At 42.5% G+C, this 21,202-nt stretch carries 19 protein-coding genes; 11 read left to right on the top strand and 8 right to left on the bottom strand.

Features of this window, described 5'->3' with window-relative positions; all coding sequences use genetic code 11:
• Positions 1–279 precede the first annotated feature (279 nt).
• Both HWQ43_RS27505 and HWQ43_RS27500 read right to left on the bottom strand, forming a co-directional pair.
• Complete coding sequence (locus HWQ43_RS27505; RefSeq protein WP_292739559.1) at positions 280–990, bottom strand: Crp/Fnr family transcriptional regulator; 711 nt, start codon at positions 988–990, stop codon at positions 280–282.
• 2 nt (positions 991–992) lie between these two features.
• Positions 993–2,396, bottom strand: coding sequence for an amidase (locus HWQ43_RS27500; RefSeq protein WP_292739557.1), 1,404 nt, complete (start codon positions 2,394–2,396; stop codon positions 993–995).
• 208 nt (positions 2,397–2,604) lie between these two features.
• Here HWQ43_RS27500 and HWQ43_RS27495 point away from each other — a divergent pair, with 208 nt between their 5' ends.
• Entirely contained in the window at positions 2,605–4,059 is a 1,455-nt protein-coding gene (locus tag HWQ43_RS27495; RefSeq protein ID WP_292739555.1) for a hypothetical protein, read from the top strand.
• Positions 4,060–4,173: 114 nt separating this feature from the next.
• On the opposite strand, the gene map is transcribed toward HWQ43_RS27495, so the two are convergent.
• From map to HWQ43_RS27470, 5 genes are all read right to left on the bottom strand, one after another.
• Positions 4,174–5,001: a type I methionyl aminopeptidase gene (gene map / locus HWQ43_RS27490; RefSeq protein ID WP_292739553.1), complete on the bottom strand. Its 828-nt coding sequence runs from the start codon at positions 4,999–5,001 to the stop codon at positions 4,174–4,176.
• 218 nt (positions 5,002–5,219) lie between these two features.
• Positions 5,220–5,744: a plastocyanin/azurin family copper-binding protein gene (locus HWQ43_RS27485; RefSeq protein WP_292739551.1), complete on the bottom strand. Its 525-nt coding sequence runs from the start codon at positions 5,742–5,744 to the stop codon at positions 5,220–5,222.
• Positions 5,745–5,848: 104 nt separating this feature from the next.
• Positions 5,849–8,737 carry a pitrilysin family protein gene (locus HWQ43_RS27480; RefSeq protein ID WP_292739549.1) on the bottom strand — a complete coding sequence of 963 codons (2,889 nt, stop codon included), beginning with the start codon at positions 8,735–8,737 and terminating at the stop codon, positions 5,849–5,851.
• A 142-nt stretch (positions 8,738–8,879) separates the two neighbouring features.
• Complete coding sequence (locus HWQ43_RS27475; RefSeq protein ID WP_292739547.1) at positions 8,880–9,323, bottom strand: VOC family protein; 444 nt, start codon at positions 9,321–9,323, stop codon at positions 8,880–8,882.
• 78 nt (positions 9,324–9,401) lie between these two features.
• Complete coding sequence (locus HWQ43_RS27470) at positions 9,402–9,914, bottom strand: TIGR02652 family protein (protein ID WP_094347390.1); 513 nt, start codon at positions 9,912–9,914, stop codon at positions 9,402–9,404.
• Positions 9,915–10,153: 239 nt separating this feature from the next.
• Between HWQ43_RS27470 and HWQ43_RS27465 the strand changes: the two genes are divergently transcribed.
• The 3 genes from HWQ43_RS27465 (at position 10,154) to HWQ43_RS27455 (ending at position 12,535) form a co-directional block, all read left to right on the top strand.
• The gene (locus HWQ43_RS27465) at positions 10,154–10,681 is read left to right on the top strand and encodes a gamma carbonic anhydrase family protein (protein ID WP_292739545.1); all 528 of its coding nucleotides are present in this window, start codon (positions 10,154–10,156) and stop codon (positions 10,679–10,681) included.
• 233 nt (positions 10,682–10,914) lie between these two features.
• Entirely contained in the window at positions 10,915–11,040 is a 126-nt protein-coding gene (locus HWQ43_RS27460; RefSeq protein WP_099101230.1) for a photosystem II protein Y, read from the top strand.
• Positions 11,041–11,215: 175 nt separating this feature from the next.
• On the top strand, positions 11,216–12,535 hold the full coding sequence (locus tag HWQ43_RS27455) for a folylpolyglutamate synthase/dihydrofolate synthase family protein (protein WP_292739565.1): 1,320 nt from the start codon (positions 11,216–11,218) through the stop codon (positions 12,533–12,535).
• Between the two features lie 29 nt (positions 12,536–12,564).
• Here the strand turns inward: HWQ43_RS27455 and HWQ43_RS27450 are convergent, their stop codons facing one another.
• Positions 12,565–13,863, bottom strand: coding sequence for a sugar ABC transporter substrate-binding protein (locus tag HWQ43_RS27450; RefSeq protein ID WP_292739543.1), 1,299 nt, complete (start codon positions 13,861–13,863; stop codon positions 12,565–12,567).
• 152 nt (positions 13,864–14,015) lie between these two features.
• Between HWQ43_RS27450 and HWQ43_RS27445 the strand changes: the two genes are divergently transcribed.
• The 7 genes from HWQ43_RS27445 to HWQ43_RS27415 all read left to right on the top strand — a co-directional run bounded on the left by HWQ43_RS27445 (position 14,016) and on the right by HWQ43_RS27415 (position 20,815).
• Complete coding sequence (locus tag HWQ43_RS27445; protein ID WP_292739541.1) at positions 14,016–15,122, top strand: type IV pilus assembly protein PilM; 1,107 nt, start codon at positions 14,016–14,018, stop codon at positions 15,120–15,122.
• A 4-nt stretch (positions 15,123–15,126) separates the two neighbouring features.
• On the top strand, positions 15,127–15,903 hold the full coding sequence (locus HWQ43_RS27440; RefSeq protein WP_292739539.1) for a PilN domain-containing protein: 777 nt from the start codon (positions 15,127–15,129) through the stop codon (positions 15,901–15,903).
• Positions 15,900–16,667 carry a pilus assembly protein PilO gene (locus HWQ43_RS27435; RefSeq protein WP_292739537.1) on the top strand — a complete coding sequence of 256 codons (768 nt, stop codon included), beginning with the start codon at positions 15,900–15,902 and terminating at the stop codon, positions 16,665–16,667. Before HWQ43_RS27440 ends, HWQ43_RS27435 begins: the two co-directional genes overlap by 4 nt.
• 275 nt (positions 16,668–16,942) lie before the next feature.
• Positions 16,943–19,120, top strand: coding sequence for an AMIN domain-containing protein (locus HWQ43_RS27430; RefSeq protein WP_292739535.1), 2,178 nt, complete (start codon positions 16,943–16,945; stop codon positions 19,118–19,120).
• A 163-nt stretch (positions 19,121–19,283) separates the two neighbouring features.
• A complete protein-coding gene (locus tag HWQ43_RS27425) occupies positions 19,284–19,526 on the top strand; it encodes a hypothetical protein (protein ID WP_292739533.1) in 243 nt (80 codons plus the stop codon).
• Positions 19,523–19,927, top strand: coding sequence for a PIN domain-containing protein (locus HWQ43_RS27420; RefSeq protein ID WP_292739531.1), 405 nt, complete (start codon positions 19,523–19,525; stop codon positions 19,925–19,927). The genes HWQ43_RS27425 and HWQ43_RS27420 overlap by 4 nt, the downstream gene beginning before the upstream one ends.
• A 246-nt stretch (positions 19,928–20,173) precedes the next feature.
• Positions 20,174–20,815 (top strand): Uma2 family endonuclease, encoded by a 642-nt coding sequence (locus HWQ43_RS27415; protein WP_292739529.1) that lies wholly within the window; start codon positions 20,174–20,176, stop codon positions 20,813–20,815.
• Positions 20,816–21,202: the final 387 nt, after the last annotated feature.

Here is a 21,202-nt window from a genome sequence, read left to right as displayed (position 1 = left end):
GTTACGCCCTGCTCTTCATTAGGTCATTTTTCTAGGCTCTGTTTCATCATAGGAACTCCCTGTTAGCGCCAGTGTCAACCCGCAACGGTCGTCTGATTGCGCCCTGTTCCCAGCTTCACTCTACAAGAACCGAGCTTGTTCGGTGTGGGCAGATAAGGAGTCAATTCTGAGTCTGAATGGTAGGGCTTTCACCTACATCTGACCGAGAGTTCAGCCTTTAGTGACAGTAATCTGCTGTCGGGCTGGCTTAGTTATGTACGGACTGGATACCGAGATTCACTAAGCAACGAATCGCACTATATCTCCAGATGCGATCGCATCTAATTTATCAGCATCAAGGATCGTAATCGTCCCACCCCGGCGATAAGCAATTACTGGTTTGAGACTTTTAATTAATCGCACACATTCTTCGTAAGTAATGCCGCTACTTCGAGCCATCCGATAATAAGATAATTTGACTTTTAAACATTCGCCTTGTGAACTAGATTCAGTTCCCGATTCAGCAGCAAAATATTGAATTAATCTCGCAAGGCGAACAATCGCTCTTTCAGAAACTAATCCGTGGACTGTTTCATGTAATTGCTGAATCCGACTGTTAAAAACCATCAGCATTCGTAAGGCGATTTCGGGATTTCCCCCAATAGCTTTTAATAAAGCATCTCGCTTTACAGTGAGGATTTCACAATCAGATTCAGCAGTGACAGTTGCCGGAGAAATTCCATTTCCCAACAAAGCAGGAGCCGCAAAAATTTCCCCAGCAGCTAAGGCACGGAGAATTGTTTCTTTCCCCGTTGTTGCTGTTTTGGTAACTTGAATCGATCCACTGACAACAGCATAGAGTTTTGCTGGTAAGCGATCGCCTTCATGGAGAATAATCTCTCCTTGGCGATGGCGTTGCACCTGAGTGTAAGGTTGCAAACCGATCTTCTCTGCTGTTTCTAAACCTGCAAACACGATAATTTGCGAAAGTTGTTCCAGGGATGCCTGCATGATTAACCCGATATTGCCCAGGCTGGACGATGATGAATCCAAGGGTTAGCCGCTTCTAATTGTGCTGCTAGGCTGATGATTGTAGCTTCAGCAGCAGGTTTACCAATTAGCTGCACACTGATGGGTAAACCCTTACTATCAAAGCCTACAGGAATGGCGATCGCAGGTTGTCCAGTTGCATTCGCGGGCGGACAAGGGGCAACCCACTCAATAATATTTTGGAATGTATCTTCTGGACTCAGCGAAGCCCATTCCCCAACGCGGATAGGTGAATGTAGATAAACTGGCAATACCAGCACATCCACAGTATCGAAAAACGCCACAATCTGCCGTGCCACTATCTGCATTTGGGAAACTGCTTGCAGGTATTCTCCAACGGAACCTGTGCGTGCAAATAGCCAGCGATTCAATGGCTGCAAAGCTTCAACAGGAAGTCCCGCCGCCGCTACTCCAGCTTGCCAAACGATTTGAAATGGTTCAACTAAACCACTAAAATCTGGGGATTTTTGTTCAACGTGGTGGCCGAGTTGTTCTAACAGCTGGACTGTTTGGCGGACACCTTGCTGACAGTTGGCGTCAGCTTCTCCCAAAGGAGAAATACTAGTGTCAAAGGCAATTCGCAAAGCACCGAGTTTTGTCTGAGTGGCGGCGAGAAATGATGGTTCGGGATCTGGCAACCAGTAAGGATCGCCTGTCATGTAACCAGATATGGCATCCAAAAGGGCAGCAGCATCAGCAACAGTGCGGGCGATCGGCCCGTTGACGGCAATTCCAGCGAGGCGTTCGCCTACGGGTGCTTTACTCACTCTGCCTCTAGATGGTTTAATTCCCACCAAACCACAACAAGCCGCAGGCCCCCGAATCGAACCACCGCCATCAGAACCTTGAGCGATCGCACACAATCCCGCTGCTACCGCCGCTGCTGCGCCACCACTGGAACCGCCAGGAGTGTATTCTAAATTCCACGGATTTCTGGCTGGGGGAAAACCCGTAGGTTCACTGTAGGGAAAAGAACCTAATTCGGAAGTGGCTGTTTTACCAAGAATAGTAAATCCAGTTTGCTTAATCTTTGTTACAACACCATCATCATAGTTAGGGGTATTGTTCAGTAACGCCGGGTTTCCATAAGTACAGGTGACACCTGCTACAGCATTGAGGTCTTTAATGGAAATCGGCACGCCAAAAAATGGCGGTAGTTCTGAGGTAGTTGTTAATAATTCTGTTTTGGCTTTGGCATCTGCGATCGCTAATTCTGCCGTCACCGTAAAATAACTTCCTAATTGGGGATTTAATTGCCCAATCCGTTCTAAATATATTTCTACCAACTCTAGTGGTGATATTTCCCGGCGACGAATTAATTGCGCCAACTCTAGTGCTGGGGTAAATGCTAAATCAACTTCATTCATAGGTTAGTGAATGGGTAATTTTGTCTTTCTCTGGGATTTTTAAACTGAAATTGTTACTTTAGCAGGATTTCCGGGAACTATACATTTTATAGCTCCTAAGATTTGTGACTCATTTAGGATGCTCAGATGCAATAGGCGTGGTTGTATTCTTACTCAAGCCATTTTAATTGTTCCGCATAAACTTTCGACAAATCCCCAAGGGGTATTTATGGCTAACCTAGAAATACTTGTTAGTGAATTGCCAACACTAATTCAGAATTTAAGACTGACTATTGGCGATTCTAATCAAATCATGGAACAAATTATCCTAATCAATAATGCTCAGGAACAGCTACGGAATATTAAAAAATTAATCGTTCAAGAATTGAGATTTGATCGGATCAATAATTCTGCGATCGCTACACTTCCTCGATTAATCGCAGGAACTACTTTATTTATACCTAATTTTGGATTAGTAGATCCAGCGCTCGCGGAAAAGTTTGGAAACTCAGAAACTAAAATTTCATTAACTGATTTACAATCAAAAATTGATGATTGGATTGAATGGGGTTATTTTTTGCAAGCAATAGCCGCTGATATTCTCAGTGATAGTCAGTTAGTAAATCAACTAAATTCTGATATTATTAATTTAAGTATATTCAATGAATTTAAAACATTTAATGACAGCTTAAAAATTGATTTAGCCTTGGGTAAAGCTAATATTTTACGAGATAAAATTGAAAGAGCTACAGATTATCAAAAACAACTATTACAGTTACAGAAAAAATTAAATTATATTTTTGAGACTATTAAAAATAGTCGCAGTTTATTAAATATTTTATTAGGTGTCTCAGCTTTTTATGGTAAATCTGGTTTTGCTTTAGAGTGGTTAGATGATGACCACGAATTAATCATATCGAGTGAGGGAAAATTTCAAGAATTGACAGATATTCTCAATGATTGTGATTATTTCCAAGAACAAATTACTGCTTTAATTATTCAGGGTAATACTTTAACTCAACAGGGAGAACAAGCCCTGAAAAAGATTGAACAGGAAAGTAGTAAAGAAGCAATTAGTAACGAGAAATTAGGAATAGTACCAAAGTTTTCAACACCAAAAATAGTACGTTTAGCTTTGATTATCGCTTCAAGTTTATTAATCTTAACTTTTGGTAGTTTGAAAATTAGAGAACAAAGTCTAAGTTTAACTCAAGAAAGAAGTGCGAACGCCAACTTTAAATCTGCTCAAAAACTTGGTATGGAGGCTGCTTCTTTGGTTCAAAAGCCACCGCATCCTCTAAAAGTCTGGCAACAAGCAGAAATCAAATGGTATCAGGCAATAATTTTGTTAGATAGCATTCCTGATAAAACATCAGTTTATGACCGAGCAAAGAAGAAATTAGCTTACTATCAAATTAACTATAAATCTATCAGTCAAAGAGTACTAATTGAAAAGAAAGCTGTAGCAAATTTAGAATCAGCTCATAACCTAGCAACAGAAGCTAATTTATTTGTTCAAAATTCACCTCATTCACAATTAAGTCGTCAGCAAGCACAAGATAAATGGCAACAAGCAATTAATTTATTAGAAGCTATTCCAGAGAGTACGTCTGTCTCTGTACAAGCTAAAGAAATGCTTTCTATTTATAAAACTAACTATGCGGCGACTAATCAGCAATCCTAAATCATTGATGAAAATTAGATAAAATTACTATATAGCAGTTATTGAATAAATAAAGAGGTAAATCGTCCTTTTTCAACGCTTCACCTCTCAACAACAGATAATTACAACTAACAATTACACCTTAGAACGGTCAGTCAAAATCTCATAACCAGTCTCCGTTACCAAAACTGTATGTTCAAACTGAGCCGATAAAGAATTATCCATTGTGACTGCTGTCCAACGGTCAGATAATGTCCGAGTGTGTCTGGAACCTGCATTTAAAATTGGCTCAATTGCCAGCGTCATCCCCGCCCGGAGTTTAACATTTGGCATCTCACGAGTACGATAGTTGAATACTGAAGGTTCTTCATGCAGGTTACGACCGACACCGTGTCCAGTAAACTCCTCAACTATACTAAAGCCGTTAGCTTTCACATGGTCTTCAATTGCTCCAGCTAAGTCAAGGAGGTATACACCAGCCTTTACTTGCTCAATGCCTTTATATAAAGCTTCTTCTGCTACGCGAATTAATTTAGCAGCTTCTTCTGTCACTTCACCGACAGCAATTGAAATGCAAGAATCACCATGAAAGCCTTGGAAATAAGCGCCTGTATCTACTTTTAATACATCTCCGACGCGAATCACTTTCTTGGGACTAGGAATGCCATGTACTGCTTCATTATTAATGCTGGAGCAAATAGAACCTGGAAAACCGTGATATCCTTTAAAACTCGGTGTTGCACCCATTTCGCGGATGCGCTTTTCTGCATAAGCATCCAAATCAGCTGTTGTCATTCCCGGCTTTACTAGCTCGGAAATTTCTTTTAGGACAGTTGCGACAATTGCCGATGATTGCCGCATGATTTCAATTTCACGCGGCGATTTAATTTCAATTCCTCGGCGCTGTTTTTTCGCAGGTGCAGGTTGAGTCGCTTGAGAAAGTAAGTTACTGAAAATGTTCATGGGAAAGTAATAATTACTGGTGGCTCTGATCGCAGAAGTATGAATGCTTTCTCTAGATTAATTGAGAAATAATATCTATAATTTAACACTATGCGAGTTAGTACAGTTTGGTCTAAAATTGTGATGAATTGAGGGTTGAAATTTAAACCCAGAGGGGCGCAAAGTTACGCAGAGAATTTAATCACCTTAAGTAAATGTTGTATTTAGCTCAATTATTTTTAATTTTTGATGGCAATCTCTCCAGTCATACCTGCTTCTGTATGTCCCGGTATTGTACAACGTAAGCCATAAGTACCAGATTTTAGGGGCACAAATACCCATTCGGCTTCAGCATCGGGTTTGAGTTCTAGTTCGTGAATGGCTCCTTTGATTTCTACTTTGCCTGCTTCAACTTTTTGTGTCCAGATGCCATCGGCAAAATCTTTAGCGGTAAAATAGTGCTTCAGTTGGCTGGGATTATTAAGCCGTAGTTGATAGCGTTTACCAACCTCAAATTCCAAATGATTTGGCTCAAACTTGAGTTCGTTAGCTGAATTACCCAAGCTAACCGGAATTTCTGTGGCTGGTTGCTTGAGCAAATCGCCAGATAAATTCGCCGCCATTGCTGGAGTAGCAGCGATGAAATTTAGAGCGAGGAGTAACGTTAATATCACGTAGTTACGCCGTAATATTTGTACCCAAGTAGGAATTGTGAAACTAAGGGATTTAATTACAATTTCGTAAAAACAGTTATAAATTTTCATCACTAATTCTCAAAAGGCAATGCTGATGAGCAGGAAAAATGAATAGGTAGCGGGAAAAACCACTTTACCTATTCTTTATATTATCCATGCCCAGTGCCTTATCTCTACCTAATACTTTTCTCTGCTAACACAGATGGCCCAGCAGTAACGACTACGATTTGATCTGGGTGAAGTAACTCACGAGCCGCTTGATTAACTTGGGCAAGAGTGACTTTCTGGATTTTATCAGTGAAGGAGTGCAATTCTACTTTATCTAGTCCATACACCTCATTCATCAGAATTCTATCTGTTAATTCCTCTGGGTTTGCCAGGGAAACGTTGTAGTTGCTGATGAGGGTGCGTTTAGCTGTTTCTACTTCTAGTGCAGTTACGCCTTGTTGATGGATTTGCTGTAGCATCTGGCGGGTACTAGCGATCGCTTTACTGCTATCTTCAGGACTAGTCTGCATCTCAATCAAAAATGTCCCTACATTCTTCCCAGCCTGGAAGGAGCTATAAATTCCATAACTCAAACCTTGGCGATCGCGCACTTCTGCACCCAGTCTACTAGATAAAGTATCGCCTCCCAAAATCTGGTTCAATACTAAGGCTGAATGAAACCGAGGATCGTAACGGTTAATGCCTGTGTAACCCATATAAGTTACAGCTTGGGCCTTATCTGGTAAAACTGGGTTGACACTGACGATTTTCTCCGGCATTGCCACCGGGGGATATTTTAATGTGGGTGCTTTTCCGCTAACTTCCCAGTCTCCAAACTTATTTTTAATCAGCGATCGCACTTTGTCTAGATCAAAATCTCCCACCAGCGCTAGCACTGTTGTATCTGGACGATAATGTTTAGTTTTGAAATCAATCACATCCTGACGCTGAATCTGCTGTAAACTCTCCTCTGTGGGGAAGGTATGTAAGGGGTGTTTTTTCGGATAAATTGACTGAACGAATACTCTTCTGGCTACTTCTGATGGCTCATCTAATTCCTGTTGCAAATCAGTTAAAGTTTGTTGGCGATGCAGTTCCAACTCTTTGCTAGGAAAGGTACTATTTTTCACAACATCTGCCAATATCTCCAGGAGTATCGGCAAATCATCTGCTAAACTATCACCTTCGATATGCACACCTTCGCGGTAGGTTTGAAAGTCTAGACTTGCCCCTCGTTCTCCTAAGACTTTAGCAATAGTTAAAACATCTTTGCTCTTAGTACCATTTAGCAAATTATCTGCCACAAAAGCAGCCAATCCAGCTTTCTTCTCTGGATCAAATTCCGTCCCAGCTTGAATATAACCGCTCAAGGTAACGGTGGGAGTACTCCGATCGGGTAACAGTAATAACCGCAATCCGTTAGTCAATTTAAATTCCTGAGGTAAGACTTGGGCAATCGCATCTGTAGCCAAATCCACAGGCGGTAAGTACTTCATCACCTCAGAAAAAAGTACAGGTGCGCCAGGAGAGAAATTTTCTGTAGTTTGGGCTGAGTCTGGTTTGTCAGCAACTTCTGTTATCCGCTTCTGGGTTGGTTCAAAAAAGCCTACTGTCCGCGCTTCTTTTGTCAAGTATTTGTTAATGACAGCAACAACATCCGTCGGCTTCACCAAACTAACAGCTGCCAAATAGCGATCTGTGTAGCCATAATCACCAACAGTTGTCTCATCAGTGCCCAATCGCATTGCTTGAGAGGTGATATCACGGTTACTCAAAATTACATCTGCTGCTAATTGAATTTTGGCTCGTTCTACTTCCTCAGATGTCACACCTTTTTCTGCTACATTAGCGATCGCACTACTCAACATTGAGTCAATTTTTTTCAAATCTTGTTTAGCTCCAGCCGTTACCAACACTTCATACCAGCCAGATTCTCGCAAACTGGTGACGGATGCTGTAACTTCACTAGCTAAACCTGATTCCACCAATACCTGATAAAGTCTAGAATTCCGTCCCTCTGTCAAGATGTAATCCATCACATCCAGCGCCGGCACATCCGGTTGATTTGCATCCGGTAACGGATACACAACTTGTAATAGCCGCCCTGCTCCGGGTTCTCGCAATACTATGGGAGACGAGGAGTAAAGACTTTCCCCTCTGCTCCTCTGCTCCTCTGCTCCCCTGCTCCCTGCCGACGCGCTCTGCGAGACGCTGCGCGAACGCGGACTCGCTAACGCTACGCTATCCTGCCTGGGTAATTTGCCAAATACTTCTTTAATTGTTTCAAGAGTATTTGCAGTTTGAAAGTCTCCAACAATCACTAAGACGGCATTATCGGGACTGTAAAAATTGCGGTAATATTTTTCTACCTGCTCAACTTCAAACTTCTCGACATCAGCTTTAGTGCCACCTACTGGCAACCCATAAGCATGATTGGGAAACACCGCTTGCATGACAGCGCGGTTGAGACGATATTCTGGACTATTTTCGTAACCTTGCAACTCCGAAATTACTACCCGCTTTTCACTAGCTAATTGCTCTGGCTCAATCTGGGAATTTCGCATTCTGTCTGCTTCCAGCACCAAGAGCGCTTTCAGCTTATTTCGTTCCACAGTACCGTAATATGCAGTTTGGTCATAGCTGGTGAAAGCATTAGAATCACTACCTAAAGCACTAAACAAACGTCCAAATTGAATTGGACGGTTTTTTGTACCTTTAAACATCATGTGTTCCAACTGGTGGGCAATGCCATTCACACCCGGTTCTTCGTTACGCGAGCCAACCTTGTACCACACCTGCACCGTCACTACTGGCGCAGTATGCACTTCCTTTGTCAGGACAGTTAGACCATTCTCCAGCACTGTCTTGCGGACATTTTCTGTCAGTGTTGAGGGCATTATTCTTTTTGCTAGCAAGGTTGACTGATATTTTTCTTTGTTAGTAGATATAACTGGATGTTGGCTATGAGCAGGTCGATCGCTCAACAAAAAAACAGCTACTAGCCATAAACTTAAAAGTAATAACAGCAAGGGATATTTATAAAATTTGGAATAAAATTTGGACAATCCGTACATGTATTTAGCAGATTTATCTGTAAATTAAGTTACATAATTATTCTTATGAGTGACTACACTTTAATCTGGCAAAAAAATCTGTGACTTCAGTAACAATACAGAAAAACAATATATTAGCAACAAAGGTAATAAAAAAGCTAAATTATGAGATTTTTGCTAAAATCCGAATGAATTCCAGAGGCAAGCCATCAGTATCGGCGATGAAAGCTACTTCGTAAATGCGATCGCCTATTTGCTGTTGTGTCGGTTCTAAAAGCACCTTCAACGGTTCTAATCCTTCAGTTTGGCTCTCGGCAGCTACTAATACACGTTCTTGTAAACTTGTCAACCAGCTAGGTAAATCTGGTGTAATCTCAGTTAAATCGAACGAGAGATGATAGTACCCCACATAATGTTCGTCAGCAAAGGCATCTGGGGCTGGCTTCGGTTCGGGAATTTGGATCAGTTCAATTCTGCCGCCCAATCCTTCCATCCAGCAAGCTAGGGTGTAGCCTGTGGTAAAGCGTTCTGAGATTGTAAACCCTAAAAGTTCGTAAAAAGCGATCGCTCGATGAATATTCGCAGTCCGAATAGAAGCGTGGTGCATATTAATCCTTAGTCTTTAGTCCTTAGTCATTTGTCCTTTGTTATTAACTAATGACAAATGACTAATGACAAATGACCATTACTCAAACAACCTGAAATAAGGGTAGCGTACAGGGACACCAGGCTCTTTTTCCAAGTCAAAATTAATCACTTCCCAACAGTCATCTTCTGAAGTATCGGGGCTAAACTCCACGGGTAAACCGTACAAACGCGCCGCAGTAGCTTCTGGTTGTCCAGAACGCCAAGGCGTGCTGCGTTCTAAATAGCCACTCATCAATTCCTGATAGCGTCGAGCAATAATTACTCGTGTTGCTCGAAAGCCTTGGGTATAGAGCTTATCTAATGCTTCGTGAATTTCAAAGCGAATACCATCAGGATGAGTATGTTGTCTATACCATTCATTATTCCACCTCCGCCAATGACGCCCCGATTGCAAATGGATTAACTCTCCATTTTTAGGATTAGCTTCAAACGCGCCATGACGCGGACACAAATAGGTATCTGTGAGTGTCAGCGCCGGAATAGTCTGGCGACAATGGGGACACTGTATTTCCGGCCCAAACATCGGGTACTGCAAACCTGGATTCATCATGAAGTGCGTACAAACATAATTTTGTCTTCACCAGCACTAGTGGGTTGGATTATACACTTCGGCTCAACCACTTTGGGTTACTTGCTCACTGCTGCATAGACACGGTGTTGCGGCAGGAACATTGTTCACTAGTGTTTTCCTCAGCGTAGAGGCTTGACGCTGTGATATCCTGGTTGTGCAACCAGCCTCAAAGGTTGGAGTTTCTCCAGTGTTCCTGGGTACCATATTCATATTCTATCGTGTCTACCGCTTCTTACTGGACATCTCCTGATTTTTCTCAAGCTGCCTTCATTGCGGACAATGCTGTTGTTATGGGTTCAGTAAATATAGCAACAGGAGTGAGCATTTGGTATGGAGCAGTGGTGAGAGGAGATGTAGAACGGATTGAAATTGGCGAATGCACAAATATTCAGGATGGTGCAATTTTACATGGTGATGCTGGTTTTCCAACAATTTTAGAAGATCATGTTACCGTAGGGCATCGTGCTGTAGTACATTCTGCTTACATTGAGCGTGGAAGTTTGATTGGCATTGGCGCAGTGATTTTAGATGGGGTACGAGTGGGCGCTGGTAGCATTATTGGTGCTGGTGCAGTGGTAACTAAAAATGTACCGCCTTTATCCCTAGTTGTCGGTATTCCAGGTAAAGTGTTTCGCCAAGTAACAGATGTTGAAGCCGCAGAACTGATTGAACACGCTAAACGTTACCAAAAGTTAGCTTTAGTTCATGCTGGTAAGGGTAATGATATTGGTTTTAGCAAGGCTTAGAGAGTGGGGAAGAATCATGGAAGCAGGGGAGCAGGGAGCAGAGGAGAAGTTGCAGTAAGTATTTTCCCCTCTGCCCCCCGCACCCCGCCCCTCTGCCTCTTTTCAATGCCCAATGCCCCAGAAATTAAACATTCTTTACATTTGTATTTGGAAAAATTGCCCACTTCAGCTAAAAATAAAAATGAGAGCTGTTGACAAAACTTTAATTTCTACTTAAGAGAGGGGTTCTAGATATGGATATCGATTTTCGTATAGCGATCGTTTTAGCACCAGTTGTTATTGCCGCTAGCTGGGCAGTGTTCAATATTGGTGCTGCGGCTTTAAGACAAATTCAAGGCTTTTTGGATAGAGAAGCTTAAATTCATTAATCGGGTATGGGGCACGGGGCTTAGTAGTCTTCCTTGTCCCCCTGTCCCCTTTGTCTCCAACTCAGCGGGAAGCTAAAGGTATATCATCCCCAGTCTTTTTTTTTGAATTTTGAATTTTGAATTTTGAATTTTGAATTTTGAATTGATTTCTCCCTACTCCCATTCCTTGGATATCGATTCTGTAATACAACCCCTGCAACGCTTTGGTGTCCATTTGGGACTCGATCGCATTGTCAATCTATTGGCAAATCTCGGCAATCCCCATCACCAAGTTCCGGTAATTCATGTTGCTGGCACTAATGGCAAAGGTTCAGTCTGTGCCTATCTTTCCTCGGTACTCACTGAGGCTGGTTATCGTACAGGACGCTACACTTCGCCCCATTTAGTTGATTGGACGGAACGCATTTGTCTGAATGAACAGCCAATTTCCTCTGAGGAATTGAGTCAATTATTAGAAAAAGTCCAAGCGGTTATTCGTCCTAATGACGAATCGGCAACTCAGTTTGAAGTAATTACGGCGGCCGCTTGGTTATATTTTGCCCAGCAGCAAGTTGATGTAGCTGTGGTAGAAGTCGGACTAGGAGGGCGCTTAGATGCAACCAATATCTGCTTGGAACCTTTAGTTACGCTCATTACTTCCATTAGCCGCGAACACTGGCAGCAACTTGGCCCTACCCTTGCTGATATTGCTAGAGAAAAAGCAGGTATTCTCAAAACTGGATGTCCCGTTGTGGTTGGGCCATTACCACCAGAGGCAGACAAAGTGGTGCGATCGCGTGCCTTAGAATTACAATGCCCAATTTTTACACCTCAACCTGCCCGTCAAATCGCTACAGGATGGGCAGAGTATGAAACAATTCAAAATTCAAAATTCAAAATTCAAAATTTAAAATTAATTAAATACCCTTTGCCGTTAGCGGGACAAATTCAGTTAACTAATTCAGCTTTGGCTTTAGCTGCTTTAGAAATTCTCCAACAACAGGGTTGGCAGATTTCAGAAGAAGCCATAACTAACGGTATGGCCAAAACTAAATGGCCGGGGCGAATGCAATGGACTACTTGGAACAACCATAAATTATTACTTGATGGCGCTCATAATACCGCCGCCGCCCAAGTTCTCCGCCAGTATGTTGATAGCTTAGACGCAGTTAACCACAAGCCTGTCAATTGGGTTATGGGAATGTTTGCCGATAAGGATCATACTGATATTTTTACCGCCTTACTGCGACCAGGCGATCGCCTTTATTTAGTACCAATACCAGTAGAACCTTGGGCCGGTAGAACTTCCGCTAATCTAGACTACTTATCAAACCTAGCTTACAGCCTCTGTGCCGAATTAAGCGATCGCCAAATCCATCCAGATTTATTCACTGCACTAGCAGCCGCAATCTCAACCGCTACCACAGACGATTTAATCGTTTTGTGTGGTTCCCTTTATTTAGTAGGTGACTTTTTAGCAACCACCAATATAATTCGTAAATCATAATTACGAATTACGAATTACGAATTACGAATTTACCTCTGATTCCACTCTTGCGCCGCATCTTCAACAGCTTTATCTACAGTCTTCTCGCCTAACATTGCTGCTTGCAAGTTCTCGTAAACTGCCTTTTGCAGTTTATTAAAATCCTTCAAGGTAGGGGTCAATATTTCTGCCTTTGGCAGTTCTTGAGCACTCATAACTCGTGCTTTTTCTATTGTTGAAGCATTAGCTGGAACATCTTTAAAGTAAGTATTAGACAATGCTTTGATTGTAGAAGGTAGGACATTTGCAGCTTTCGCAAAAGCTAACTGATTTTCGTCATTGGTGACAAATAAAGCAAACTTCACAGCGCCATCTGGTTGTTTGCTATCGCGGGGAATAACTATGTTCATCACCGCGACATTTTTCTTACCTGTGTCACCAGTGAGTTGAGGTGCTATTTCTGAAGCTTGAGCAATTTTTGGGGCATTATTTGCGATCGTTTTCAGAAACTCTGGTCCAGAAGCTAGAAACGCAGTTTCTCCAGATTGGTATAAATCGATCGCGTGGCGATGTCCTTGGGTTAAAGCCTCTTTAGGAAGCAACCCTTTTTTATACAAGTCTACCCAATATTGAAACGCGGCTTTTCCTTGTGCTGAATTAAACGCCGCTTTACCCTCAGCATCTATTAAGGTGACTCCCATTTGCACGAAAGATTCCAGCACTTCACCAGAATCTTGCGGTACGAAAGTCACAAAAAAGGCATATTTACCCGTCTTGTCTTTAATTTGTTGCGCGGCTTGTGCCAATTCTGCGTAGGTTGCAGGGACTTTATTGATACCTGCCTGTTTTAATAAATCAGTGTTATAAATGGTTAACCGTGTGGTGAGATACCAGGGAATCCCAAAACTCTTACCATTAAGCGTGCTTGCTTTCCAGATATTTGGCAGATAGGAGGAACGTACATCATTTGGGACTTTCGCATCTAAATCTAACCAGGCATTTCGTCCGGCAAGTTGGGAAGCAAAACCCGGATTTAAGTTGACTACATCAGGTGGCGTTTTTGCGGAGACAGCTGTTAATATTTTGTTCTCCATTGCTGCCCAAGGTACATCAACCCAGTTAATCTTTATACCTGGATTTTGCGATTCAAAATTCGCAATTAGGCTTTTGAAGTAGTCGGTAAATTGAGGTTGGAGTTGCATTGTCCAAAACTCAACAGTTCCCACTCCTGAAGTAGCTTGTTTTGTACTTGTATTAACATTACCTGTGCTGCAACTTACAATCCAACTGGTTAATAAGCCAAGCAGTACCAAAGCAACAAGTTGTTTAAATTTTCGCAATTGAATCATTTTCCCAGTATTTTTACGCTTGATCAGTGTGAAAAGCTTAGACAGAATTGTTGAGACTATAGGTTAAATAAATTACCCGTAAAGACGTAATATATAACGCCTTTACTGCAACAAATTTAAATTTTCAATTTAGCAGTCCAGCGGGCACAACTGTGGTAAAAAGCTTCAATAGTCTGTTTGGCAAATCGAAAAAAGGGGTAGGCATTGAACTTGCTCCCGAACGGGTGAATGTTGTTCAGCTACGCAAGCAGGGTCAAGGCTTGAAACTAGAAATCTATACATCGGTAGCAGTTCCACAAGGGATAGTTATCGATGGTCAAATCAGCGACCCTCCAGCAATGGCGCAATTAATCCAGCAAGCGCTAGCTGAAAGCAAAATCAAAACTTCTCATGTTGCTACTGGTGTACCAGGACGAGATTCTATCGTTCGGATTATACCAGTGCCAGCAGAGTTAGATGATAAAGAACTGCGAGAAATGGTGCTGAACCATGAAGCAGGTTTGTATTTACCTTATCCTCGTGAAGAGGCTGATGTAGATTATCAGAAACTTGGGTATTTTGTAGATGAAGATGGCATTGAAAAAGTACATGTACTCCTAGTTGCCACCCGCAAGGAGATCACGGATACCTATATAAGTACATTCGAGCAGGCAGGATTACAAATTGATGTTTTAGAAATTAACAGTTTTGCTCTGATTCGGACTATTCGCGAACAACTGCGACAATTTGGACCGCAAGAAGCAGCAGTACTAGTTGATATCGAGTTCGACAGTACAGAAATCGCCATCATCGTTAACGGAGTGCCGCAATTTTCGCGCACAGTCCCAATCGGGACTTATCAAATGCAAACTGCCTTAGCAAGGGCAATGAGCTTACCTACATCACGAGATATGGAACTGTTACACGGAATGGTTATTCCTGCAACTCCCATAGACGGCGGAAAAACTGGCGTTACCGAACTCGATCCTGGTATGGCTGCCATCTTGAGAGTCTTGGGAGAACTGACGGATGAACTGCGCCGTTCCATCGATTTTTACCTGAATCAAAGTGAAAATTTGGAGGTAGCGCAGATTTTATTAGCTGGGCCAGGAGGTGGACTTCAACAGCTAGACGAATTTTTTACCCAACGATTGAGCTTGCCAACTACCCAAATAGATCCAATCGGGTCTTTATCTTTGGAAGTGGACACTGATAAATATCCACAGGTACAACGCTCTGGCTTGGCGATCGTACTCGGTCTGGGAATGCGGGAGGTGTAATAAAATGTATAGCCTAGATGTTAACTTTCTTAAAGACCGTCCAGCATACCAGAAAAAGCCAGAGAGACAAGGAGGAATAGCCCTAAAATTTCCCACGGGGGATTTGACACTACTGTATGTGGGAGTTGCAGTAGGTATAGGTCTTCCAGCTTTATTGGGAACTGCTTGGTGGTTGCTGCAAGGAAAGATTGTTGAATTAGATGGTCAGATTGCACAACTAGACCAAGAAAGCAAGAGGTTAGATACAGAAATAGGAAATATTAACAAAATCAAAGCCGAGACAAACGCAATTAAAGGGGAAACCCAAGCTTTAGTAACTGTATTTGACCAGATTCGTCCTTGGTCAGCAATGCTGCAAGATTTGCGCGATCGCATTCCAAGCGCAGTACAAATCGAGAACATCAAGCAAATCCCACCTATTGCGGTAGCGGCAGGTCAGCCACCAAATAATCCCGCAGGGGGATTAGAAATTAACGGATTGGCTCGTTCTTTTAATGATGTCAATGATTTCTTATTGAGTTTACAACAGTCTCAGTTTTTAAAGCCCACAGAAACCAGAATTCTCACAGCAACGTTAGTAGATGCTCCCTTAACACCAAGTGCGAGTCAATCTTCTACTGATGTAATAATTAAGCCACCTCAAGTAGTTAAATACACTATTCAATCGAGCATGAACGACGTTCCAGCGTCGGAATTAATTCGAGAGTTAGAAAAAAAAGGCACAGTGGGGTTAGTAACTCGAATTCGTAATATGCAACAAACAGGAGTCATTTCAAAATGACGCTGAGTGATGATTTAAATTTTGCCGAACAAGGTGGAGAATTCGATCAGGCTACGTCAGCCGCACCTGTAGTATTTGGTATTGCCTTCACACCAAAAATTATTGGGATCTTGGTGGGGGTAATTGGTTTAGCGGGAGCAGGTTATATATTGTTAAACCTGCTGATGCCAGCTTGGGAAAGCTATCAGCAGCAGCAAGCCAAAAGCACTGAACTGCAAGGGCAAATTGAGCAAAAAAAAGCCAATATCAAACAGATTGACAAAGTTAAAGACGAACTAGCACAGGCAAAGCAGCAAAAAGTTCAGGTTTTAAGTTTATTTGCTAACGAAAAAACCTTAGATACATTACTGTTGGATTTGAACCGCTTAATTGAGTCTGGCAATAGTGCAACTTCTATTAATGCAGTAAGAGCCAAACTGAAGAGATATGTGCCAATTTCCCAAAAACCAGAACCGATTACCGATGGAAGTCTAGGACTAGGGGTTAACGGCAAGTTGCAACGCAGTACTATCAGCGCTGAGATTACAGCAACTTATGAACAAACACAATCGATAATTCGTAACATTGAGCGGTTACAGCCTTTGTTAATAGTTAAAGATTATCAAGCAACTTTGGCTCCAGCAGAGTCAAGATCCCCATTAGATAAAACGCCGATGCAGGTAGGGCCAGCAGCGATTAATACATCATTCCAGTTACAGGTATTGATGCCACTTAGTCCAGAAGAAATAGCCGCAGCAGCAGCTACAGCTGCCCCGAAAAAGTAGTCAAATTAGAGCTAGGACGAATAGAATTGGCGGCTACACAAGCGTAGACAAACCTTCCCGCAGACTAAGGAAATAATTGAGGGTTTTGAAACTCACGTTCGCCGTTGGCGTTCTTGCAGGGTAGGTGGGTAAAGTCTCATGTAGTCAAAGCGCAGTCTTCTCCTACAGGAAGAGCTAGCGCCAGTGGGGTTTCCCCATAAGCAATTGGCGTGCGGTTTCTAACCGCCTAATCAAAATTGTATGTAAACAGGGTTTTATAAGGTGAGGAATGAACTGTGAAACAGCTTCACGGTAATAGTTTTATTTTAGGTACTGCCGCTTTTGTATTTTTGGCGGCTCAACCAGTTTGGGCACAAATTAGTCAAGTTACTGATGTCAAGTTAAATCCCGTTAATGGTGGAATTAGCGTTGCTTTGAAAACTTCTTCTGGGTCGCGCCCTCAAGTTTTCACTACAAAAAGAGGCAAGGCTTTAGTCGCTGATGTTATCAACACTCAATTACGATTACCACAAGGTAATAGTTTTCGTCAAGATAACCCAGCACCAGGAATTGCCTCTGTTGAGGTTAGTCAGCTTGATGCTAATAGTGTTCGGGTGACAGTAACTGGCAGCAACGATGCCCCTGGCAGTCAACCTGTGATGCGATCGCCAAATGGAATTACACTCAGCTTTAGCCCTTCAACAGGCACTACAGCATCAGTGCCAACGCCAACAGCGCCAACAGCCCCAATATCCACAGCACCACCCGTTACTACTCCAGCCCAACCTGGTCAAAATTCAGGTGTTCTCGTTCCTAACCCGGAAGTCACCATTGACGGACAACCTGCACAAGCTGCTGGGCCAGGTCAACCTCTGAGTCAGGCTCCACCGTTCTTACCTAGAGCCGTCGCCCCACCAGTGGGAGATATTGCTATTTCCGCTACCGATGCTTCTCCTAGCACCGTTGACTTAGCAACTCAGGAACGTGTACCTCGTTTAGTACTCAGAGATGCCCCAGTACGTGAGGTTTTGTCATTGCTTGCTCGTGCTGCTGGTTTGAACTTAGCTTACGTCGGAGGTGAGCAAGGTGGTGGAGGTCAGCCAGGTGGCGGTGCTAATGCACCAGCAGTTTCTCAAACAATCTCGCTAGATATAGAAAATGAGCCAGTGCAAGATGTATTTAACTACGTTTTGCGCCTGAGTGGTTTAGAAGCTAACCGTAGTGGTCGTACAGTTTTTGTCGGGGCTAAATTACCTAATGCAACGCGTGATATGGTTATGCGTAGTATGCGACTAAATCAGGTAACGGTGGGAACCGCATTAAATTTTTTGGTTGGCTTAGGAGCAGAAAGTGCCGTCAGCCGCGAACGACAAGTTACCAGTGTTAGTGCCGTAGCCGTGGGTAATACGGCTGCTCCCATCACCCAAACTCAAACGACCACGGAAACCAGACTAGAAACCCAGCGCGCTAGTTTTCAAGACTCTAGTCCATTACTAAGAGGTTTACAGGCATTAGGAGACGAGCGCACCAATTCCCTGACCTTAATTGGTCCTCCTAGACTCATTGAGATTGCGATGGCTCAACTAACTCAGCTTGATATCCGCCGTCGTCAGGTGGTAGTAAATGTCAAGATTATTGATGTCAACCTCTCGAATATTCAGGACTACAACACTAGCTTTTCTTTTGGGGTTGGTAACAACTACTTTAGCAATGATGGTGGTGTCGCCTCTCTGAATTTTGGCGGTGCTAGACCAGCGACTAGTGATGAATCAAGAAATAGCTTGACTAGTACACCGATCATCAATAATGTTGCTAGCACTATTGCATCACCATATCGGTTTACCAAAAGTCTTCTCGCTAGTTTGAAAGCTCAGGTTACAAATGGCAATGCCAAAATTTTGACCGACCCAACCTTAATTGTGCAAGAAGGTCAACAGGCTCTGGTGAATCTGACTCAAGAAGTAGTGGGAAATATAACCCTGGAAACAACGGATACTTCTGGTGGTTCTAGGACAGAAAGAACAATTGAGAAACAAAAAGTTGGCTTAACCTTGAGTGTAAAAATTGAGCGGATTGACGATAATGGGTTCGTTTCTTTATCGGTTGCCCCTACTGTCAGCGCTCCTTCCGCATCACAAGATACAGGAAATGGACAAATTGTTTTAGTGTCTGAGCGCTCTCTTACTTCTGGCTTAATTCGCTTACGGGATGGTCAGACACTGATTCTAAGTGGTATAATTCAAGACCAAGATCGGACGGCTGTCTCCAAAATTCCTATCTTAGGCGATCTTCCACTGATTGGTTCGCTATTTAGAAGTACAAACAGACAGAACCAGCGTCAAGAGGTAATTGTGTTGCTCACACCTCAGATTATGGACGACTCTGAGAACTCCTCCTACGGCTATAATTATGCCCCTAGCCCTGAAGTGCGGCAAATCCTTGAGCGTCGTGGGTTGAAGAGTCCTGGTAGGTAATTAAAGATAATCAGTAGGTGAATCACCTCTGCTAAAGGCTCAGATCCCCAACTTCTTAAAGAAGTTGGGGATCTTCTTTTTTACGAGTAGGTTTAAGCTTAAATGTCATTCTACAATAAAAATACCCAATCACAATAGAAGTAGCAGTAGTGGGTAAATACTAATGAGTTCAGAACAAGAGTTATTAACAAAGTGGCGTTCTCTTCCACAAGAAAAACAAGAGGAAATTTTAGATTTTGTTGAATTTCTTGGTTTGAAAAACTCTGCAAATAAAGTCCCATTGGGAGAACGTTTGCAGCAAATTCGCACTAGGATTGTTGCTTCTGGTAAACATTTATTAGATGAAGATGAAATCGAAAAAGAACTCGCCAGTCGCAGAGGTGGGCTACAGGGTAGAGAAGAATGAAAATAACTTATATTGATTCAGGGGTATTAATCAGCGCAACAGATGGTGTTGGTAGAATTGCCGATAAAGCCCTTGAAATATTAGGAGATTCCCAACGGGAATTTGCTTGTAGTGAGTTTGTAAAATTCGAGGTAAGTCCAAAAGCGGTTTTTAACAAGCAAACCGAAGAAGCTCAATTCTATGAAGAGTTTTTTAGTGATGTTACCTACTGGGCGAGTGATTTGACTCATATTGTTGAGGAGGCTTACCAAATTGCTTCTCAGTATGGTTTAGCAGCTAGGGACGCGCTTCATGTAGCTGCGGCGTTGTCAGTTGGTGCAGAGGAATTAGTCACAACCGAGAAAAGAACAAAGCCCATGCATCGAGTAACTAGTATTAATGTAGTTTCTATTTTTGATTGAATTACTATTTCTTAGAGGTTGTTTGAAAAGTCTAATTTATTACTCACCGGGCGACTAGAAGTCGCGGCTATACAGACAAAACCTGCCTCCGCAGGTTAAGAACCCTTGATTTTGTATTAGTCCACCTCCGTGGACTAAGTTTTGTGTAGTAGCGAATTCTATTCTCCCCATACTTTTCAAACATTCTCTTAATAGTAATATTAAGGGATACAGTACTGGAAAAGGTTTGTTGCAAAGAATTGAATTATGGTGGCAATAAAAACATCCGCAGAAAATAGGGTTTTACTGCAAAACATCAGCTGGCAGACATTTAAAACCATGCTGGCTGAAATGGGTTCAGAGCATAATTCCCGATTTGCTTATGACAATGGGACGATAGAAATTATGACCCCACAAATGCCACACGAGAACTCAAACCGTGTAATTGAAGGTTTTGTTGTTGTCCTGTGCGAAGAGTTGGGCTGGGAAATTAGACGCGCTGGTTCATTAACTTTAACGCGAGATGATTTAGAGAAGGGAGCCGAGCCAGATAGTAGCTACTATATTCAAAATGAAGCCCTAGTTCGAGATAAAGAAAATATTGACCTCGCCACCGACCTACCCCCTGATCTGGTGCTGGAAGTCGAATATTCCAGGTCTGCAATAGACAAGCTGAGGCTTTATGCTGCAATGGGAGTTCCCGAATTTTGGCGTTATAACGGCAGTGTGTTGAGAGTTTACACGCTTGCAGGTGGACAATATTCAGAAGTTAAAACCAGCCCTACTTTTGCGTCTGTGTCGGTGAAGGAGATTCCTCGGTTTATTCAAGAAGCTAAAAAGAATGGGGAAATTTCTACTACCCGTGCTTTTCGGGCTTGGGTGCAACAAAAAATTTCTGCTAGGGATTGACTCACTCGGCATGAATGCGCGGATATTCAACAGCCACATACTCAGGGGCTTTCAGCATTTATTCTTACAAGGGTTTGTTGAGTGCCTGTGTTCGTCATCATACTAGGTCGAAGCAAGCTACGCGTAACGTCTTGCAGAGGAGAAGTTGTCGCAGCGTAGTTTACCGCCGTAGGCATCGCTACCACAAATGTTAAGAAAGATGTGACTAATGGATAGCCTTGGAGGGGAGAAGCTTTAATTTTTACCCTTTCCCCACTAAAAAAGCTTGCTAGGGGGTTAATTTTTACGTTGGATTTTCCAGATGAAATGAAAAGTGAGCAAAATCCCCGAATTTTTAGAGAAATCGGGAATCTGAGCCTTCAATTTCCATAAAAATTGATTAATCTC

Origin of the sequence: Nostoc sp. JL31, assembly GCF_017114965.1 — a bacterium.
Lineage (GTDB): Bacteria > Cyanobacteriota > Cyanobacteriia > Cyanobacteriales > Nostocaceae > Nostoc > Nostoc punctiforme_A.
Note: the sequence above shows the minus strand (reverse complement) of the source record. Positions and strands in the feature narration are given on the sequence as shown.

Bases quoted from the DNA above. Each gene is read 5' to 3' on its own strand.
- HWQ43_RS27505 (WP_292739559.1), bottom strand. From the start codon at position 990: ATGCAGGCATCCCTGGAACAACTTTCGCAAATTATCGTGTTTGCAGGT.
- HWQ43_RS27500 (WP_292739557.1), bottom strand. From the start codon at position 2,396: ATGAATGAAGTTGATTTAGCATTTACCCCAGCACTAGAGTTGGCGCAA.
- HWQ43_RS27495 (WP_292739555.1), top strand. From the start codon at position 2,605: ATGGCTAACCTAGAAATACTTGTTAGTGAATTGCCAACACTAATTCAG.
- map (WP_292739553.1), bottom strand. From the start codon at position 5,001: ATGAACATTTTCAGTAACTTACTTTCTCAAGCGACTCAACCTGCACCT.
- HWQ43_RS27485 (WP_292739551.1), bottom strand. From the start codon at position 5,744: ATGAAAATTTATAACTGTTTTTACGAAATTGTAATTAAATCCCTTAGT.
- HWQ43_RS27480 (WP_292739549.1), bottom strand. From the start codon at position 8,737: ATGTACGGATTGTCCAAATTTTATTCCAAATTTTATAAATATCCCTTG.
- HWQ43_RS27475 (WP_292739547.1), bottom strand. From the start codon at position 9,323: ATGCACCACGCTTCTATTCGGACTGCGAATATTCATCGAGCGATCGCT.
- HWQ43_RS27470 (WP_094347390.1), bottom strand. From the start codon at position 9,914: ATGATGAATCCAGGTTTGCAGTACCCGATGTTTGGGCCGGAAATACAG.
- HWQ43_RS27460 (WP_099101230.1), top strand. From the start codon at position 10,915: ATGGATATCGATTTTCGTATAGCGATCGTTTTAGCACCAGTTGTTATT.
- HWQ43_RS27450 (WP_292739543.1), bottom strand. From the start codon at position 13,863: ATGATTCAATTGCGAAAATTTAAACAACTTGTTGCTTTGGTACTGCTT.
- HWQ43_RS27440 (WP_292739539.1), top strand. From the start codon at position 15,127: ATGTATAGCCTAGATGTTAACTTTCTTAAAGACCGTCCAGCATACCAG.
- HWQ43_RS27435 (WP_292739537.1), top strand. From the start codon at position 15,900: ATGACGCTGAGTGATGATTTAAATTTTGCCGAACAAGGTGGAGAATTC.
- HWQ43_RS27425 (WP_292739533.1), top strand. From the start codon at position 19,284: ATGAGTTCAGAACAAGAGTTATTAACAAAGTGGCGTTCTCTTCCACAA.
- HWQ43_RS27420 (WP_292739531.1), top strand. From the start codon at position 19,523: ATGAAAATAACTTATATTGATTCAGGGGTATTAATCAGCGCAACAGAT.
- HWQ43_RS27415 (WP_292739529.1), top strand. From the start codon at position 20,174: ATGGTGGCAATAAAAACATCCGCAGAAAATAGGGTTTTACTGCAAAAC.